Origin of the sequence: Pseudomonas sp. SWRI68, assembly GCF_014269165.1 — a bacterium.
Taxonomy (GTDB): Bacteria; Pseudomonadota; Gammaproteobacteria; order Pseudomonadales; family Pseudomonadaceae; genus Aquipseudomonas; species Aquipseudomonas capeferrum.
Genome location: NZ_JABWRU010000002.1, coordinates 287,515 through 306,781 on the forward strand (window position 1 = coordinate 287,515; position 19,267 = coordinate 306,781).

Consider the following 19,267-nt stretch of genomic DNA (forward strand, 5'->3'; position numbering starts at 1 on the left):
GCTCAGGCTGCATCACGGTCTGACGGGAAGTCTACTGGTGGCTGACCCAATACACGGCGGTAACGACCACCAGCACGATCAAGCACAGAATCGCCCAGGCATCGACACTGCTGTCAGCTTTGCGGACCTTGGTTGAGTTTCCCATTGCATTGCCTCTTGTAGTGGTTATGGGAATGCACTTCACCCAAAGCAGTAAAGACGAGCAATGCCCTTCCCTCAAGCAGGGTTTTTCGCCAGTCGCAGCCAGGCAGATCAATAGTCCACAGGGGATGTCAGGAAGGGGTACTGAAAATCGGATGGACGGCCTTCAGCGCTGTAGCGTCGAAAGTCGACGCCGTAGTCGTCACGTCCGAGCAGCTTGAGCCAGCGTCGGGCCTTGTCCGGGTCAATCGACTGCAGCACCGGCACACTGTGCTCACGCCGCCCGTCCCGATTGATCGGCAGCCCCTGCGCATCGTCATTGAGCATGACCATGGCCCAACCACCCAAGGTGAAATGCCCGCCCATGAGCACGCCCAGACGCCCGTCGATGCGCGCACGCAGCGCTTGCGGCGAGCTGTTGACGGCGCTGAATACCGCATCCCGCCCCGGTATTCGCCCGGCAGCCTCGAACGCCTGCATGGCGCCGAAGGCCATCTCGTCGTTGGCCGACCACACCAGGCGTGTGCCCGGGTAGCGCTGCAACAGCAGTTGCGCCTGCTCGAATGCACGCTGCCGGTTCCAGCCGCCATACACCACCTGGCGCAAGCGCACCTGGGGGAAGTCGGCCAAGGCGCGGCGCATGCCCGCTTCACGCAGCTGCGAGGCGGGGGTGGTCTTGACCCCGGCAAACGCCACGAGGTCCACCGGCTCGTTGCTCGGCGGCAGCAGGGCGACCATCTCGTGCAGCATCTGGTAACCGGCTTGCTCGTCGTTGGTGATCAACGTGCCCAGTACCTGGGCATACTTCTCGGGCTGGGCCTCGATGCTCTGCGCCTGGCTGGCGGTCAGGCCGTTATTGACCAGAAACAGCTTGACCCCGGTGCCCTGGGACAGCCGGATGATTTCCGGCGCCACGTACTGCTCGTTGACCAGCACCAGGTAGTCCGGGCGCTGCGGGCCTTTGAGCAGCGCCCGTGCCTGGTTCAGCGCACGTTCGGCGCTGCGTTCGCTGTATTCCACCCGCAGCGTCAGGCCCAGGTCGTCGGCTGCCGCCTGCATGAAGCGCGAATAGCCAACCCAGAATGTCTCGTTCGAAAGGCCCGGGTTAAGGAACACGACTGAAGCAGCCTGCGCATTGGCTGCCAACGGCAGGCTCAGGCACAAGCTTTGGCACAGCGCCTTGAGCATGCGGTTACACCCCTTGCAACAAACCCGCGAGTATAAACCTACGACCCGCGTTGACGAACAAATGCCAGTCAGTCTCACTTAGTTCGTTTGGTTCTTTTCATATGCAAAAACATCACTTTAGCGCATAAACACACTCTGATATCGTTTCCCAGCTCCGAACCGGAGTGCGCGGCCGTGCGCGCGAATAGCTGCATGCAGCCTGAGACAGGACTTTTATGTACGTATACGACGAGTACGATCAGCGGATCATCGAGGACCGCGTCAAGCAGTTCCGTGATCAGACCCGCCGCTACCTGGCCGGTGAGCTGAGCGAAGAAGAATTCCGCCCTCTGCGCCTGCAGAACGGCCTGTATATCCAACGTTTCGCGCCGATGCTGCGCGTCGCCGTGCCTTATGGCCAGCTGAACGCCCGCCAGGTCCGCACACTGGCCAAGATCGCTCGCGACTACGACAAGGGCTACGCCCACATTTCCACCCGCCAGAACGTGCAGTACAACTGGCCGGCGCTGGAAGACATCCCGGACATCCTTGCCGAGCTGGCCACCGTGCAGATGCACGCGATCCAGACCAGCGGCAACTGCCTGCGCAACACCACCACCGACCAGTTCGCCGGTGTCGCCGCAGATGAGCTGATCGACCCGCGCCCGTGGTGCGAGATCGTCCGTCAGTGGACCACCTTCCACCCGGAATTCGCCTACCTGCCGCGCAAGTTCAAGATTGCCATCAACGGCTCGAAGGAAGACCGCGCTGCCATCGAAGTGCACGATATCGGCCTGGAGCCGGTGCGCAACGAAGCCGGCGAGCTTGGCTTCCGCGTGCTGGTGGGCGGCGGCCTGGGCCGTACCCCGGTGGTCGGCTCGTTCATCAACGAGTTCCTGCCCTGGCAGGACCTGATCAGCTACCTGGACGCCATCCTGCGCGTGTACAACCGTTACGGTCGCCGTGACAACAAGTACAAGGCGCGGATCAAGATTCTGGTCAAGGCGCTGACGCCTGAAGTGTTCGCCGAAAAGGTCGAGGCCGAAATGGTCCACCTGCGTGGCGGCAGCAGCACCCTGACCGAAGATGAAGTCCAGCGCGTGTCGCGCCACTTCGTCGACCCGGACTACCTGGCCCTCGACAACGTCGATTACAGTGCCCAGGACGCCGAATACCCAGGTTTCGCTCGCTGGCGCTCGCGCAACACCCGCGCCCACAAGCGCCCTGGCTACGTGGCCGTGACCTTGTCGCTGAAGCCCACCGGCGTTGCCCCTGGCGACCTGACCGACAAGCAGCTGGACGCCGTGGCGGACCTCGCCGAGCGCTACAGCTTTGGCTTCCTGCGCACCTCGCACGAGCAGAACATCATCCTCGCCGACGTCGAGCAGCGCCAGCTGCACGCCCTGTGGCAGGAGCTGCGTGAAGGTGGCTTCGCCACGCCGAACATCGGCCTGTTGACCGACATCATCTGCTGCCCGGGGGGTGACTACTGCTCGCTGGCCAACGCCAAGTCGATCCCGATCGCCGAATCCATCCAGCGCCGTTTCGACGACCTGGACTACCTGTTCGACATCGGCGAGATCGACCTCAACATCTCTGGCTGCATGAACGCCTGCGGCCACCACCACGTGGGCCACATCGGCATCCTCGGCGTGGACAAGAAAGGCGAGGAGTTCTACCAGGTGTCCCTGGGCGGCAACGCTGCGCGTGACGCGAGCCTGGGCAAGATCCTCGGCCCATCCTTCGCCCAGGACGCCATGGCCGACGTGATTGAAAAGCTGATCGCCGTGTACGTCGAACAACGTACCGAGGAAGAGCGCTTCATCGACACCTACCAGCGTATCGGCATCGACCCCTTCAAGGAACGCGTCTATGCAGCGAATCATTAAGAACAACCAGATCGTCGACGAAACCTGGCACCTGCTGCCCAAGGAAACCACCCTCGACGAGCTGAGCAACTGCGACGATTACATCGTCCCGCTGCAACTGTGGCGTGACCATGCCCACGTGCTCAAGGCCCGCGACGGCGGCCTGGGCGTGTGGCTGGACAGCGACGAGGAAGCGGAAGAGATCGGCGAGGACGTGCAGCACTTCCAGGTCATCGCCCTGAACTTCCCGGCCTTCACTGATGGGCGCAACTACTCCAACGCGCGCCTGCTGCGTGACCGCTACCAGTTCAAAGGCGAGCTGCGCGCCATCGGCGACGTTCTGCGCGACCAGCTGTTTTTCATGGCCCGTTGCGGTTTCGATGCGTTTGCCATCCGTGCCGACAAGGACCCGGAAGATGCACTGGAAGGTCTGAAAGACTTCTCGGTGACCTATCAGGGCGCCACCGATCAACCGCTGCCGCTGTTCCGCCGCCGCTGACCGCTGCAAGTACGGCCCACCACCTGGCGGGCCGTACCCTTTCTTCTACCGCAACCCACGCAACACCGCTTTTCAGCCTCTGCGGCCCCGGGGTTTCCTGCTCGCAGTGGCTTGCTGCTGCTCTAGCGCCCTGGCCCATTCGGCCTGCACCCGTGTCAGCGCCTCGCGTATTCGCTGCATGACCTCTTCGTTCAGCTGATTGTGTTCGAGATTGATCGTTTCCGGGTGGGCTTCGATCCAGTTCAACGCGTCCTCGCCAAGCGTCGCAATGCGGTTACCACGCAGGTCCACGACCAGGTCCGGGTAGCGCTGCATCAACGCCAGCGGAACACTGCGCAAGCCCGTTGCACGCAACGACACGTACTGCAGGTGAACGTTGTAGCGCAACTGAGGGGCCACACCCAACGGGTTTCCATCAAAGTCCAGGACTTCCAACCGGGAGAACCACTCCAGGCGCAACTGGCTTGCTGCATCGAGGGTTATCACATTGTCGTGCAGGTACAGCTGGGTCAGCCTGCCCAGATGATTCAAATGCTCCGGGACAGTGGCAAAGCGGTTCGCGCCAAGGTTGAGAATATTCAGTTGGGCAAGGTTGCCAAGGCTGCTGGGCACACTGCTCAGCAGGTTACCGCTCAACTGCAGGTTCTCAAGACTTGCCAACTGCCCGATGCGCTCATCGAGTACGTTGAGCCGATTGAACGAAAGGTCCAGGCTGGCCAATTGGGCCAACTGCTCGACTCCGGCCGGCAGTTGCTCCAGGTGGTTGCCACTGAGGTCCAGATCGGTCAGGAGGGTCAGGTGCTGCAACCCTGTCACCGTCTCAAGCAGATTTTCGCCAAGGTCCAAGCTGCGCAACTGCGGCAGGTGTTCCAGCCCGCCAAGCTCGGTCAGTCGGTTGCCAGACAGCTGCAAGACCTCCAGATTGGGGAAATGACGCAGGAAATCAGGCTCGATGGTCGAAAGCTGATGATTGCCCAGAGACAAGCCTCGTAGCCGGTCGAACATGATGCCGCCGGGCAGCACTGGCAAAGAACTGATGGTCATTCCCGTGCGGGTTGTGCCCAGGGACGGCCCGTCTTCGCGATAATTCGACTGCCAGAACGTGCGCAGTACATCCGCGACATGGGACCGCGCTGCATGCTCTGGCTCGCCCGGCAAACCGCGCCATAGCGCCAGGCTTGTTTCAAGCCGCCTCGACAGGTGCGCAAACGCCCGGGTGCCAGGCCCCTGGGGAGGGTGGAGCCGATACCATGTCCAGTAACTGCCGCGGGCCAGTGTCAGCGTCAGTGCCTGCTCCTCCTCCCGGCGCTGTTCGGTGATGCGCGCCAACGCTTCTGGCGCCCCCTGATCGTGGCCTTGGTCTGCGGCAAGTGCGGCTTGTCGTTCAGCGTAGGCCTGACGGATGACGGCAAACTGATCGTCGTAAGCAACCCGAACGTGATCTTCCCAGAACGCCTGCTGCGCCAGGAACTGGCTGAGCGCCTCGGACGTCTCGGCCTCGTACACAGCTGCTTCGGCCCCGACAAGATCATCTGGCGTCACATGCTCGATGTGCCTGAAACTCAAGTACGTCGGCTGGCCATAAATGCCCAACTGCTCTGCGAGCTGTGCCCGAAATGCCAGGTAGATCTCACTCGGGTTGAATGACACGGCGCGCAGACGCAGGCCGTCCATATGACGTGCAGCAAAGCGGTTCACCTGATCGAGCCTGAACAGTTCACGCCCAAGGCTACGCAGCTCACGCTCGATACGCCGGCCGTGCACCCCATCGGTACGCAATGCAACCTGCAACCTGATGATGAGGGCATCAAGGTCGACGCTGCTGCGAGGCACAGCCGCTTGCAGGAAAATTGCCTGTCGAATGTGAGCATGGTGGTACATGGCGCTTATCAACTCGCCTACCCGACGCCGCATCTCTGCGGGTTCAAGCGCAAACTTCTCGCTAGCCAGCAACGCATCGAGAAATGCGAAGAACCCGCCGCTTCCAGCCTCATGCTCTAGCGCCCGCCACTGGCTGCGATGCAGTGCCGCTTCGTGCTCGCTCACCCCTTCGAACCAGCGCTCACTGCTTCCTGCGCCCTGCTCGAGTGGTACTGCAGGCGCCCCCAGCGCCAGCCGCTCGCGTGCTACTGCCGATAGCGGATTACCCAGCAAATGCACCCGTTCGGGGTTGGCGCGCAGCGCGTTCGCCTGCGCTTCGCTGATGTCAACGATGAGGTTGTCGCGCAGATCAATCTGCCGAAGCTGCGTCAATGCAGCAGTTTCGGGTATCGATGTTAACCGGTTAGACGACAAATCCAGCCGATGCACATTGGGAAAGCGGGCGAGAAAAGCCGAGTCGACAGTTGTCAGATCCAGGCTACGCAGGGTAAGCGTGGTCACATGATCAAAACGCACCGTTTCTGGCAGTTCCGGCAGGGTGCCCAGGCGCGTGCCTTCCAACGTCAGTGCTGGATGCCCTTCAACATCGTGCACGCGTCGTTGCCAGGCATGACGAATCCGTCGTGCCATACGCACCCGTCTGAGCAACTGGATCGGCCCGGACGATTGTCGCCGCCACAGGCCCAATGCCTGATCCAGGGCACGCAGCTCTTCACACAGGCGCAGGTAGTAGTTCCAAGGGGTCAGCCCAAGCGCGCGGGCGTCTTGCGCGAAGCGTGCCATCGTACTTGAGTCAATGTCGGGGAACAGCCGTTGGATACCGCGCCGCAACGCACGATCGCTGCTCTCGCCACGCCCGCTCAGCGGGTAGCCCAGGCGACCATCGCCGAGCCGTACCGGTGGCCTGAAACCACGTCCGATCGGCGCCATGCCCAACAGCGCTGCGGCATGATCGCGCTGCTCACCGGCCCACAGCGACAGCGCCTCAGCCAGCGCCTCAGGTGAGTCGCCAGCGTTACCCAAAGCCCGCTTCTGCCAAGGGTCAAGTTGCAGCAACAGGGCCTGGAACAAAGAGTCTTCGGCCGTTGCCGATGGCAGTGGGATACCGTGCGCATCCAACGCCTGATAGCCATGGGCAGTTCTGACTACGCTACGGACTTCACTAGCCTCTTGCGCACCGGCCCAGGCAGACCGTGCGCCCAAGTGCGTATCGCCGCGCACCTCGATACGCACGCCGCGCCAAGGAGCACGGTCAGCGATCAGGCCCAGCGCCAGTTGCTCGGTATCACGATTGATCGCTGCGGCTTGCAGCAGCCCCGCGCAAGCGCGGTCCAGGCGCGTATCGCGCAAGTACCAGCGCGCGTGCTCGGCCAAGGCCAGCGGTACACGCTGGTGCGCCTGCAACTGCTCGACCAGGTCTTCACCAGCGTGTGCGATGATCTCCCGCGCGCCCAGCACCGACAACCCGGGGAAATCCCGACGCAGCAGGGTTTCGGCCTCGGACGGCCAGGGCTGCTGCGCCAGCAACTGCAGCTCGAAGCCCTCGCCTTGCAGCCCTGGCAACTGCGTGTGCAACTGTTGCCGCTGCAGCGCATCCAACACGCGGGCCGGGGGCGAGGCGTGTTCCACATGCAATCGGCGCAACAGGTCTTCATTGAGCCCTGTGGCCCGCATCACGTTATGTATGGCCTGCTCGTCGAGGTTCGCCCAATCTGCAGCGAGGTCCTTGAACAGCTGAACACTGCCGTGCCATTCATGTGGGGTCTCAAGTTCATGCTGCCAGCCACCGGCATCGTTGCCTTCAAGCAACGGTGCGTAGGCATTGCTGCGCGTGGGGTGCCGGATACGGCGCTGCTGGGTTTCGCCGTCTGCTGAGGTCACATGGCTGGCCAGGGGGGTACGCACCACTTCTGCGCCTTGCACCGTGACCACCGTGCCGACGGTGCCTTGGTGTTGAACGGCATACCCTGGCAAGTCGAGGTCGCACAACTTCACCGTGCCATCAACCGCATGCACCGGCACCAACGTTTCGACCCGTACGTTACGCGCCAGCCGGTGCGATGCTGCGCCTGCACCAGCATTCACAGCGGTCATGGCCACGGTTTCTGCAACCGCATACACATGTTCCAGAGCGCCCTGGCGGTCCCCCAGTTGCCAATCGGCATAACCCTCGTAGACCTCATCCGCCACCTGCAGCGCAGTGATGCCCAGCAACGGCAAAGCCAGCACGGGCAGCGCGAAACTTGCCAGGCCCAACGCATCAAGGGCAAAACTCAGGTAGAAATGCAGGCGCCTGTCGCGTACCTGCGCATCCACTTCTGCAGTGGGCACGCCGTGCACCTTGGCGTTGTCCAGCAGGGTGTCGATCTGCTGCGTGCGCAAATGCTCGAACAGCGGCAGCTCGATTGCTTCATGACGCCCGTCAAGCTCGACCGGCACATCCCGGTCGGTGGCTTTCAGCGCGTTATCCAGGGCGCGCACGTAGGCTTGCAGGTCACGTGCACCGATGAACCGCTGAAAGAACTCGACGTACCCAGGCAAGCGAAACTGCTTGCCCAGGGTCAAGTACAAGGCATCCCAGGACGGGTACCAGGTCAAGGGGCCTTGAGGGTCATCGGGGATCCAGCACAATATCCCCTCGAATACCTCACCAGTGGCCTCCTGATGAGTGATTTCAAACGCCACCGCACCGCGTACCCGCTGACCGAATACCCGCAGTTGCATGGGCCGCAGCCCTGAAGCCGAAAACGCCTCGGATGAAAACAACGCAACCAGCGCAGCACAATGTTCATAAGCGTGCTGCGCAATTTCCCCGTTGACCAGCGATAACCGCAACGCCGCCTCCAGGTTTGCACGCAAGCCCTCCTCGATCAGTGCTTCGAGTTGCCGACCGGCCTCCCCTGCTGGTGTCAGGTGCGCCTGGAGGTACGACTGGTACTGGCCCCCGAGGTCGAGCGAGCGGCACAGCCTGAAGAATGCCTTGGGAGCAAGCGAACAAGGCTGCCCGGTTGCATCCAGCACCGCGGTCCCCTGCATGATTGCGCTGGCGAATGTTTCGCCCTCGGTGAAATTATGCAAGGCCGATTGCAGCAAGCTGTGTTCATAAACCTGTTCTTTGACCCCATCTGGCACGTGCGCAATGTGCGAGGGGAAGCGCTGCAAGGTTCTGCGTCGCAATCTGGCCTGACGCACATCGAGCGTCAGCTGATGCTGCGCTTGCAGTGCGTGTTGCAGCAATGGAGCGGCGAACACGTCCAGCGGTGCGATCTGCGCCAGCAGGTCGTGCAGTAGCTGTTGTACCTGCTGTTGACGGCGCTGGCTTTCGTGTAACGCGTAAAGGGTATCGAGTGGGGCCTCGGTCAGCCAGGCAGGCAAGCGACTGGCAATCAAGGCATCTGTTGACGCTTCGGGAAATGGCGGGGTCTGCATCACAGGCTCCTTATGGCGAGAGCTGCGATTGCACCACTGCCAAGCGGGGGGCTGGCGGTAACTATTGCAAACCGCCCCCCCTGGCAGCGGCAGCCCTTGAATCAACCGCGCTGGCTTAGCGTGTCGAACTGCACCCGCGCGGCACGCCAACGTGCCAGCACCTGCTCATCAAGGGGATTGTTGTTGATGTTGAGCCGGTTCGGGTGCTGGCGAATCCAGATCAAGGCCCGCTCGCTCAATTCGACGATCAGATTATCGGCAAGGTCCACATACAGCTGCGGATGATGCTCCAGAAAAGCCAATGGAAATTCCCTCAGGCCTGTCGAGCGCAGCGACAGATGGGCCAGGTGGTCGAGGTTACGCAGTGGCGGGATCATGCCGATCGGGTTGCCATTCAAGGTGAAGGTTCGCAACGCGCTGAACGCTTCCAGGCGTTGGCCGCCTGAGACATCGATGACGATCTGGTTATCGCCCAGGTACAGTTCGGTCAGCTGTCTCAGCCGTTCCAGGCCCTCGGGTATCGCGGTGAGCTGGTTGCCGCGCAAATTGAGGATTTTAAGGCTGGTCAGGTTACCAATGGCCGCCGGGACATTCACTAGCCTGTTCTCGGCCACGTGCAGCTGCAACAACCGGCTCAGCCCGCCTAACGCCTCCGGCAGTTGGTCAAGGCGATTGCCGGCAAGGTCCAACTTGGTCAACCCGACCATGCGCTCGACACCCGCAGGCAACGACGCGAACTGGTTATTGCTCAGGTTCAGATACTGTAGCCGGATCAACCTGTGAATCTGATCGGGAAGGCCAGACAACAGGTTGTCACTCAGGTCCAACTGAGTCAGCAGCGTCAGGCCCTCCACACCCTCAAGCGCAGTCAGCCGGTTGCGCCGCAGATCCAGACGGGTGAGTCTGGTTAGCGTTGCCAACCCAGGCACCTCACTGACCTCGTTGTCATTCAAGATCAGTTGCGTCAGCGACGACATATGCTGAACCCCATCGACGGTGGTCAAGCGGTTGTGCTGCAGGTCCAGGCTGATCAAACGGCGCAGGCCGCTCAAGCCAGGCACCGCAGTCAGTTTGTTGCCACTCAATCGCAGGCTCCGCAACTGGGTGAAACGGCCAAGGAAATCATCCTCCAGCGAGGTCAACCTGAGATTGCTCAAGCACAGTCGGTGCAGGTTCGCGAACTGGATATCAGCTGGCAGCAGGGGCAGGCCCTCGACTGGCTCATTGCGTACTACCAACTCCTCCACACCGCCGGGTCCATAGAAATCAGGCTCCCACGCCTCACGAATCAGTTGCCCGACGCGCTGGCGGCGATGGTAATTTTCCGGCGTGGCTTGCCCCCGCCAACCACGCAGGCTGAGGTCTAGCCGCTCGACCTGCCTGGCCAGGTCACTGAACGCTGTCCAGACCGTGCGGCCCGGCCTCTGCTCCAGTTGCATCGCCAACCACATCACATCCCTTGCCGAGCGGTGCGTGAACAACTGGTGCAGCCCAGTGCGAATGGACCCGCGGGCACGCAGGTCTGCCGTGGTGAATACCTGACCGCGCAGTGGGCGCGAGGCATCGCCACCACTCAGCGGGTAGCCCAGTCGACCATCGCCAAGGCGCACCGGCGGGCGTACAGCCCCCTCTGCCGGCGCCATGCCAAGCAACGTTGCCGCGCGCTCCCGTGGTTCGCCAGCGCGAATGGCCAAGGTATGGCCAAGCTGCTCAGCCGTAGCTACACCCTCGCCAAGCACCTGCTTCTGCGCCTCATCGAGGTGCCACCATAGCGCCTGGCAGAGGCTGTCATTTTCGCTCGCCGACGGCAGTGGCGCCCCCGATTCATGCAGAGCCTGGTAACCCTGGCCACGCCTGACGATGTACCTCACTTGGCTGGCATCCTGTGCACCGCACTGGGCGAGCAGATCGCCGTCCAGGCGCTCGCTGCGCAGCTCGACCCGCACGGTTTGCGGCCACGGTGCCGCCTCTGCGATCAGACCCAGCGCCAACCGCTCGGTGTCAGCATTCACCGCTGCCGCCTGATAGAACCCTGCGCAGGCACGATCCAAGCGGCAATCATGCAACAGCCAGCGTGCTTCGGTGGCCAAGGCAAGCGGCACGCGTTGGCTGCTGTTCATGGCTTCGATCACTTCGGGCCCCGCACGCTGGGTAATCTCCCGCGCGCCACGCGGCGTCAGGCCGGGGAAGTCGCGCCTCAACACCCGCTCGGCGGGTTCTGCAGGGGCCTGCAGCCCACTCAGGTGCAGCTCGAAAGCGTCACCGTGCAACGCGGGATGCTGTGCATGCAACTGGTAGCGCTGCACAGCATCCTGCAACCGTGCAGGCGCTGGCGCATGCTCAAGGTGCAAGCGGCGCAGACGCGCTTCATCGAAGCCTGTAATGCGCATGACATGCTCGGCAGTCAGTGGCTCGAGCGCCGCCCAGGCACTGTTCAAGCGTTGCATCAGTTGCGTAGAACCCTGCCAATGCTGTGGGGTTTCCAACTGATGGCGCCAACCGCCCTCGCCATTGCCGTCGAGCAACGGCGAGTAGGCCTGCGCCCTGCTGGGGTGGCGGATGCGCAAGCCCGCCCCTTTAGCATCCTCGACCACCTGGTAGGTCGCCAGGTGGGTACGCAAGCGCATCTGCCCCACCACCTCGGCCCGCTCGCCAACGGCCAGCCTTCCATCTGGCAGCGCGTAGCCTGGCAGAGCTGCATCGATCAGGCGCAACCCATGGTTTTCGGTCAACACCGGCATCAATGCGTCCACGTAGGCAGACCGTTCGATCAGGCGCCCTGCTACCAAACCGATCGACGCCAATGCCACCCCTGCGGCCAGGTTTTCGGCAACGCCCCACAGGTGATTCAGCGCGCCTTCCCGGTCCCCTAGCTGCCAGTCGGCATACCCTTCATAAACCTCATGGCTGGCCTGCACCGCAGCGATACCCAACAACGGCAGGCCAAGCACGGGGACGAACAGGCTGGCCAGCCCCAACAGGTCAAGACCTGCACTGGCATAGTCGCCCATGCGCCGCTCGCGCTCTGCCTGGTTGGCCATGGCAGTGGGTGTGGCCAGCACGCACGCATCGTCAAGCAGCGTATCGATACGCACCTGGCGTACATGCTGAAACAGCTGCCCTTCGATCGCCTGGCTGCGGCCATCGAGCTGGACTGTCTGGCTGTTGGTATGGGTCTGCAACAAGCGTTGCAGTGTCTGGCTGAAGGCGCACCGGTCGCGCTCGCTGACGAAGCGCTGAATGAAGGCAGGATAGCCGTCCTGCCGGCACCTTTGGCCCAGGGCCTGCCACAGGTCATCCCAGCAATCATAGCGTTGCAACGCACCATGAACATAATCCGGCACCCACAGCACCACCCCCTCGAGCGGTGCGCTCGGCAGCCCCTCCTGGCGCGCTTCGAACGCCACCATCCCGCGCATCAACTTGCCCAGCAGGCGCAGCTCGAAGGGCAGCAAACGGGTTGGGTCGGACGCCACCACGGCAACTTCCGCGATGACCGGCAGGCATTGCAAGTACGTGCGCTCATCGATCTCGCCTTTGGCTGCCGCCAGGCGCACGTCGGCCTCCAGGTTGGCGCGGGCGCTTTCTTCGAGCAATGCGGCTACCTGCGTACCCGGCACGCCCGGCGCCAGCAGTATGGATTCAAGATGCCCCTGGTACTGCCCCCCGACATCCACGCTTCGGCATAGCGCAACGTAGGTTTGCGGGTCAAGCGCCTGCACCGTGCCTTCAGCGTCAACGATCACCTGGGTCTGCAGCGAGCCTGCGGGCGCGGCTTCCTGTTCGGCGAAGTTGTGCAGCGCAGCAACCAGCAACGTCACCTCGCTGACCTCGGTCTGCGACTGGCCCAACCCGCCAGGTACCGTAGACGAACCAGGAAGGATGGTGGTGCGCCGCAACTTGACCTGCCGCACATCAAGCCCAGGCAACTGTCGATCGCTCAATGCCTGGTCAAGCAACGCTTCGGCGAAGGCATCCAATGGGGTTACACGGGAAAACAGCGTCGCCAGCCTGTGCTGGGTGCGCTGCTGGTGCTGCAGGCTTGTCCGCAATTTGCCCAGGTGATCGAGTGAGGCCGTGCTGAGCCAGGTGGGTAATAGGCTGGCGATGAGGGTGTCGGTGAGATTGGGTTGCTGCGATGGCGTGGTCATGGGCGGCATTTTCCGGTTGGAGGTTCAGCCCGCAGCTAAACAGCGGTGCGCCGGGCAGCCGCACTACTTAAGTCAACCAGCGCGGCAATCGATGGATTGCCTGCGACTTGATCACGGTCACCCCCGCCATTCGTGACTACAAGTCAAATGACCTTCGCCCAGACCCGCCTTAATCATTTCACCTGAACCCCGCACACTGCTGCCCACTCGAACAGTCTCACTCAACAGGAGCACTTCCATGAGCATTCCCTCTTTCGGCCTGGGCACCTTCCGCCTCAACGGCCAAGCCGTCATCGACTCGGTCAGCTCGGCACTGCAACTGGGCTACCGCGCCATCGACACCGCACAGATCTACAAGAACGAAGCCGACGTGGGTCAGGCCATTGCCGAAAGCGGCGTGGCGCGCAGCGAGCTGTTCATCACCACCAAGATCTGGGTCGACAACTATGCAGCCGACAAACTGATCCCCAGCCTGCGCGAAAGCCTGGCCAAACTGCGCACCGACTATGTCGACCTGTTGCTGATCCACTGGCCCGCACCGGGCAATGGCATCGAGCTGCCCGAATACATGACTGCACTGGCTGAGGCCAAGGCGCTGGGCCTGACCCGCCAGATCGGTGTGTCCAACTTCAACATCGACCTGGCCCGCCAGGCCATCGAAGTGGTGGGCAAGGGCGAAATCGCCACCAACCAGATCGAGCTCAGCCCTTATCTGCAAAACAGCGCGCTGAGCGCTTTCCTCAAGGAACAGGGCATCACCGTCACCTCCTACATGACCCTGGCCTATGGCAAGGTCCTGAAGGACCCGCTGCTGGCCGAAATCGCCGCCAAGCACAAAGCCACCGTCGCGCAGGTCGCGCTGGCCTGGGCCCTGCAAATGGGTTATGCGGTAATCCCGTCCTCCACCAAGCGCGAAAACCTGGCCAGCAACCTGCTCGCCCGTGACCTGCACCTGGATACCGACGACATGGCGCGCATTGCCACCCTCGAGCGCAATGGCCGCGAAGTCAGCCCCGACGGCCTGGCGCCGCACTGGGACTGAGCCGGCTGAACCTGGGTTGCGCTACGGTGCCAGAACTCGATATTACCCCGTACAGCGCATTGTTCCGCAGCCCGCAACTATGAAGTGTCAAACGCACCCATTCTCCTCACCAGACTCGGTGACTACTCTGAACAGGTGCAAATCACCTCAGGAGTGCCTACGATGCCCCGCCCACCGCTGCCCCCCTTCACCCGCGAAACCGCCATCGAAAAAGTCCGCCTCGCCGAAGACGGCTGGAACAGCCGCGACGCGGCCAAGGTGGCACTCGCCTACACGCCCGATACGGTGTGGCGTAACCGCGTCGAGTTCCCCCGTGGCCGGGCCGAGGTGCAGGCCTTTCTGACACGCAAGTGGAACCATGAGCTGGAGTATCGCCTGATCAAGGAGCTGTGGGCCTTCACCGGCAACCGCATTGCCGTGCGTTACGCCTACGAGTACCACGATGACAGCGGCCAATGGTTCCGCGCGTATGGTAACGAGAACTGGGAGTTCGCCGACGATGGCCTGATGCACAACCGCCATTCGAGTATCAATGAGCAACCCATAGCCGAAGCGGATCGCAAGTTCCACTGGCCCCTGGGCCGGCGCCCGGACGATCACCCTGGCCTCAGTGACCTGGGGCTCTGAGCACGGCGGCCCGGTCAACCGACCGGCAGTGTGACCCTGACCTCAAGCCCGCCGCCCTGGCGGTTGCTCAGGGTCACGCTGCCGCCCTGCTCCAGCACGATGGCGCGTGCCGCCGGCAAGCCAAGGCCCACCCCGCCGGTGTCCTTGTTGCGCGAGCCTTCGATGCGGTAGAAAGGCTCGAAAACGCGCGCCTGGAGCGGCTCAGCAATGCCCGGCCCTCGGTCAAGCACCGCAATGACGAGGTGCTCGTCAGCAACGTGCAACTGCACGGTCGGCTCACAGCCGTACTTCACTGCGTTGTCGATCAGGTTCACCACCACCCGTTTGATGCCGATGGGCCGGCCCGCATAGACGCAGCGGCGCGGGCCGCTGAGGCGGATGTCCAGGCCTGCATCCCTGAAGTCATCCACCACCGTCGACAGCAATTCGCCCAGGTCAAACGCCGTGCTCGGCTCCAGCCGCGCATCGTCACGGAAGAACTGCAGTGCGGCGTCGACCATCGCCTGCATCTCGTCCACGTCCTTGAACAACTTGGCCTGCAGTTCACTGTCCTCGATGAACTCGGCGCGCAGGCGCATGCGGGTCAGCGGGGCGCGCAGGTCATGGGAGATGGCGGCGAGCATTTGCGTGCGGTCATCGAGAAAGTGCTTGAGCTGGGCCTGCGTGGCGTTGAAGGCAAGGATGGCCCGGCGCAGGTCGTAAGGGCCGACTACCGGTATCGGCGGCGCGTTGAAGTCCTTGCCAAAGCGCCGCGCCCCTTCGGCGAAACGCTCCAGAGGCTGGGCGAGGTAACGCGTGGCGAGCAGCGCCAAGGCCAGGCTGGAGGCAATCATCAACGCCAGAATGATCAGGTTGCGCGGCAGTTCATCCAGCCCCCAGCTGCGGTCGCTGGCGCGATACAGCAGCCACGACTTGTCCGACAGTTCGATCAGCAGGGCATACCCACGCTGCTGCGCCTGCGCGGGCAGATCCTGCGGTCCGAAGACCTCGATTTGCGCATCCGGGCGCTTCAACAGCGCACGCAAGGTCGGCGCGCCTTCGCGAAATTCGCTATCGGCCAGGGTCGGCAAGCCAGCGTCGGCATGCCGCCGCAGCCATTGCACGCTGTAGGCCGCATCACCCGCTGCGCTGGCCAGGGCCGGCCGCTGCGCCGCAGGCGCGGCGTCGATCATGCGGGCGACCGAGGCAACCTTGTCGATCAGGCCGCTTTCCAGCAACGGCGGTTGCGCCCACACACTGAGCAGCACACTGAACAGCCACTTGAGCAGCAGCAGGCTAAGCATGGCAGCCAGGGTGGTGAGTGCAATCCAGCGGGCGATGGTGACCCGCGGTCGCGGCAGCGCCTTGCGCACCCAGGCAAGCGGACTCATCGTTTGCTCACGCTGGCGCTGAACAGGTAGCCGACGTTGCGCAAGGTGCGGATCAGCGGCTCGCAGTCGTCATCGCGCTCAAGCTTGCGCCGCAGCCGGCTCACCTGCACATCGATGCTTCGATCATAGGCTTCGTGCGCTTTACCCCGCGCCAGGTCCAGCAATTGCTGGCGGCTGAGCACGCGCCTGGGGTGCTCGGCAAACACCAGCAGCAGTTCGAATTCGCCCGTGGACAAGGGGATCAGCACGCCCTCTGGCGAGCGCAACTCACGGCGCAGTACCTCCAGTTGCCAGCCCGAGAACTCAAGTACCGTACGCACGTCAGCGGGTGGGCTGCTCGCGCTTTCGCCTGCCCGGCGCAGCACCGCCCGCACCCTGGCCAACAGCTCACGGGCAGCGAACGGCTTGGTCAGGTAGTCGTCCGCGCCCAGCTCCAGCCCGACCACACGGTCGCTCAGCTCGCCCATGGCGGTGAGCATGATCACCGCTACCTTGTATTCGGCACGCAAGCGCTGGCACAGCACCAGGCCGCTGTCGCCCGGCAGCATCACATCAAGAATGACCAGGTCTGGCACCCGCCGTTCGAGCGCCTGCCAAAGGCCTTTGCCATCACTGGCCACATCGACTTCGTAACCATGCTGACGGAGAAACTTCTGCAGCAGGTCGAGTACTTCGACATCATCGTCGACAATCAGCAAATGGCTCACACCGGGGCACCGCGAACAGGGACAGTAAAGGCTTACTGTACGGCCATCGCGCAGCTGCCGTCATATATTTCAACCCAGAAACAAAGTGACAACCGCGAAGCAATCCGGACATTCCCAGGCAATCAATCGGCCACACCATCGGCGCCAGTTCTTGTCAGGAATGCGCCCATGCCCAACCTCCCTCATGCCTGGTCTTCAGCCCGCAATGCCCTACTCGCCCTGTCACTGCTCGCCGCCGCGGGCTGCAGTCAGCGGCCGCCTGCCAGTGCCTGCGGGCCTGTGGCCTATCAACTCAGCGACCCCGCCGAACCCGCCAACCGCGCCGTGTTCGCCTTCAACCGAAGTGTCGATGACTACCTGCTGGCACCCATCGCCCGTGGCTATAGCGCATTGCCTGATTTCACCCAGCAGGGCGTGCACAACTTCGTCGCCAACTTCGGCGAGCCCAAGGTCTTTCTCAACGACCTGCTGCAAGGCAATGGCGAGCGGGCAATGACCAGCCTTGCACGCTTCACCTTCAACACGACCCTGGGCGTGGCAGGCCTGGTCGATGTGTCCGGGAAGATGGGGCTAGCCCGACACACCTCGGACTTTGGCCAGACCTTCGGTGTGTGGAACATTGCCGATGGCCCGATCGTCGAACTGCCGTTGCTCGGCACGCACAACCTGCGCGATGCAACCGGCAGGGTGCTGGGCATTGCAGTCGCGCCGTTTGGCGACAACAGCGACACGGTCGACACCCTGGGCAACGCGGCAACGGCAGGTGGGCTGGTGGATGGCCGCGCCGACGTGCTGCCGCTGACCGACAGGCTGCGCACTCAGCCAGACTACTATCAGGCCGTGCGCGACTACACTGCCCAGCAGCGTGCCGAGCGGGTGGCCGAGGGCAAAGCTGACCAGCCAGCGCGCTGCCAGGGGGTGCCGGCCGATGCGTGATGCACAACCACCCGTGGTACTGTTCAGGCGCCTGGAGAGCAACGCCCGCCAACAGTTGCTACACGAACTGGAGGCCCGGGTCTCCGAGGATGGCCGGGACCTGATCATCAGCCGCTATCGCGAACGCTCTGGCGAGGCAGCTGCGCAGCAGCGGCACGAAGTGCACCGCCGCGTGCCCATCGCAACGCTGTTGAAGTGGATGGCCAGGGAAGGCGCAGAAGGCGAGCCATGCTGATGGCGTTTTTCGGTGTACAGTAACCCCACAACAAAGCCCGTCAAGGAGCCCGGCGATGACCGTGACGCTGTCCCCCCTGCAGATCGACTGCGATTTTGATTCCGGCAACATCCAGGTACTGGATGCCAGCAACCCTGCCCAGGTGCACCTGGCCATCCGCCCGGACACCCACAGCGGCCACTTCCAGTGGTTTCACTTCAAGGTCAGCGGGCTGACACCGGGGCAGGTCCATCGCTTCAGCCTGGATAACGCCTCCGAATCATCGTACAAGCAGGCCTGGGCCGGCTACAACGCGGTGGCCTCCTACGACCAGCAGGCCTGGTTCCGCGTACCCAGCCAGTTCGATGGCAAGGCCTTGTCGTTCGAGCTGAACGCTGAGCACGAACAGGTCTGGTTCGCCTACTTCCAACCTTACCCTCGCGCCCGCCACAACCAACTGATCGAACGCGCACGGCAAATTCCGGGGGTCGAGCTGCTGGCATGCGGCCGCAGCGTGCAGGGCCGTGACATCCCTTTGCTGCGTGCCGGCAACGGCGCACCCGGCAAACGCAAGCTGTGGCTGATCGCCCAACAGCACCCGGGCGAACACATGGCCGAGTGGTTCATGGAGGGCGTGATCGACCGCCTGCAAGCAAACGATGACAAGGTGCGGCAACTCCTGGAAAAAGCCGACCTGTACCTGATCCCCAACATGAACCCAGACGGTGCCTTCCTCGGGCATCTGCGCACCAATTTCAAAGGCAAGGACCTCAACCGCGCCTGGCAGGACGCCAGCGTCGAACTCAGCCCCGAGGTATTCTTTGCCCAGGCGCAGATGAAGCAGTACGGCGTGGATGCATTCATCGATGTGCATGGGGATGAAGAAATCCCCCACGTGTTCACCGCAGCGTGTGAAGGCAACCCCGGTTACACGCCACGCCTGGCGACGCTGGAGGAACAGTTCCGTAGCACGCTGTGCAGCGTGACGCCTGACTTCCAGACCGTGCATGGCTACACGCGCGATGAGCCTGGGCAGGCCAATACCACGCTGGCGTGCAATGCCGTGGGGATGGCCCATGACTGCCTGTCACTGACGCTGGAGATGCCGTTCAAGGACCATGACGATGCGCCTGATCCGGTTGCCGGGTGGTCGGGGGCGCGGTCGAAGGCATTGGCCGGGGCTGTGCTGGAGACGTTGCTGAAAATGGTTGACGACCTGCGTTGATCGCAAGGGC

Annotated in this window: 12 protein-coding genes; 7 read left to right on the plus strand and 5 right to left on the minus strand. The window is 62.9% G+C overall.

Annotated elements, in window-relative coordinates:
• Nucleotides 1-252 precede the first annotated feature (252 nt).
• Nucleotides 253-1,329 carry an ABC transporter substrate-binding protein gene (locus tag HU770_RS04915; protein WP_033699017.1) on the minus strand — a complete coding sequence of 359 codons (1,077 nt, stop codon included), beginning with the start codon at nt 1,327-1,329 and terminating at the stop codon, nt 253-255.
• A gap of 215 nt (nt 1,330-1,544) precedes the next feature.
• On the opposite strand from HU770_RS04915, the gene HU770_RS04920 reads away from it, so the two are divergent.
• Nucleotides 1,545-3,197: a nitrite/sulfite reductase gene (locus tag HU770_RS04920; protein ID WP_033699019.1), complete on the plus strand. Its 1,653-nt coding sequence runs from the start codon at nt 1,545-1,547 to the stop codon at nt 3,195-3,197.
• A complete protein-coding gene (locus tag HU770_RS04925; RefSeq protein ID WP_033699021.1) occupies nt 3,181-3,675 on the plus strand; it encodes a DUF934 domain-containing protein in 495 nt (164 codons plus the stop codon). The genes HU770_RS04920 and HU770_RS04925 overlap by 17 nt, the downstream gene beginning before the upstream one ends.
• Before the next feature lie 72 nt (nt 3,676-3,747).
• Here HU770_RS04925 and HU770_RS04930 read toward each other — a convergent pair whose 3' ends face one another.
• Entirely contained in the window at nt 3,748-8,985 is a 5,238-nt protein-coding gene (locus HU770_RS04930) for an NEL-type E3 ubiquitin ligase domain-containing protein (RefSeq protein WP_186663178.1), read from the minus strand.
• A 101-nt stretch (nt 8,986-9,086) separates the two neighbouring features.
• Nucleotides 9,087-13,136 carry a leucine-rich repeat domain-containing protein gene (locus HU770_RS04935; protein ID WP_186663179.1) on the minus strand — a complete coding sequence of 1,350 codons (4,050 nt, stop codon included), beginning with the start codon at nt 13,134-13,136 and terminating at the stop codon, nt 9,087-9,089.
• A 238-nt stretch (nt 13,137-13,374) separates the two neighbouring features.
• Here HU770_RS04935 and dkgB point away from each other — a divergent pair, with 238 nt between their 5' ends.
• Together dkgB and HU770_RS04945 are read left to right on the plus strand one after the other, a co-directional pair.
• A complete protein-coding gene (dkgB, locus tag HU770_RS04940; RefSeq protein ID WP_186663180.1) occupies nt 13,375-14,178 on the plus strand; it encodes a 2,5-didehydrogluconate reductase DkgB in 804 nt (267 codons plus the stop codon).
• A 162-nt stretch (nt 14,179-14,340) separates the two neighbouring features.
• Nucleotides 14,341-14,805 carry a DUF1348 family protein gene (locus HU770_RS04945; RefSeq protein ID WP_033699026.1) on the plus strand — a complete coding sequence of 155 codons (465 nt, stop codon included), beginning with the start codon at nt 14,341-14,343 and terminating at the stop codon, nt 14,803-14,805.
• A 14-nt stretch (nt 14,806-14,819) separates the two neighbouring features.
• Here HU770_RS04945 and HU770_RS04950 read toward each other — a convergent pair whose 3' ends face one another.
• Together HU770_RS04950 and HU770_RS04955 are read right to left on the minus strand one after the other, a co-directional pair.
• Nucleotides 14,820-16,175: an ATP-binding protein gene (locus HU770_RS04950; protein ID WP_186654997.1), complete on the minus strand. Its 1,356-nt coding sequence runs from the start codon at nt 16,173-16,175 to the stop codon at nt 14,820-14,822.
• Nucleotides 16,172-16,882 carry a response regulator gene (locus HU770_RS04955; RefSeq protein WP_186663181.1) on the minus strand — a complete coding sequence of 237 codons (711 nt, stop codon included), beginning with the start codon at nt 16,880-16,882 and terminating at the stop codon, nt 16,172-16,174. The genes HU770_RS04950 and HU770_RS04955 overlap by 4 nt, the downstream gene beginning before the upstream one ends.
• Nucleotides 16,883-17,050: 168 nt before the next feature.
• Here HU770_RS04955 and HU770_RS04960 point away from each other — a divergent pair, with 168 nt between their 5' ends.
• The 3 genes from HU770_RS04960 to HU770_RS04970 are packed head-to-tail and all read left to right on the plus strand — an operon-like array spanning nt 17,051 to nt 19,257.
• On the plus strand, nt 17,051-17,818 hold the full coding sequence (locus tag HU770_RS04960) for a VacJ family lipoprotein (protein ID WP_186663182.1): 768 nt from the start codon (nt 17,051-17,053) through the stop codon (nt 17,816-17,818).
• On the plus strand, nt 17,811-18,053 hold the full coding sequence (locus HU770_RS04965; RefSeq protein WP_033699033.1) for a hypothetical protein: 243 nt from the start codon (nt 17,811-17,813) through the stop codon (nt 18,051-18,053). Before HU770_RS04960 ends, HU770_RS04965 begins: the two co-directional genes overlap by 8 nt.
• A gap of 55 nt (nt 18,054-18,108) precedes the next feature.
• Nucleotides 18,109-19,257 (plus strand): carboxypeptidase family protein, encoded by a 1,149-nt coding sequence (locus HU770_RS04970; protein WP_186655019.1) that lies wholly within the window; start codon nt 18,109-18,111, stop codon nt 19,255-19,257.
• The last annotated feature ends 10 nt before the right edge of the window (nt 19,258-19,267 follow it).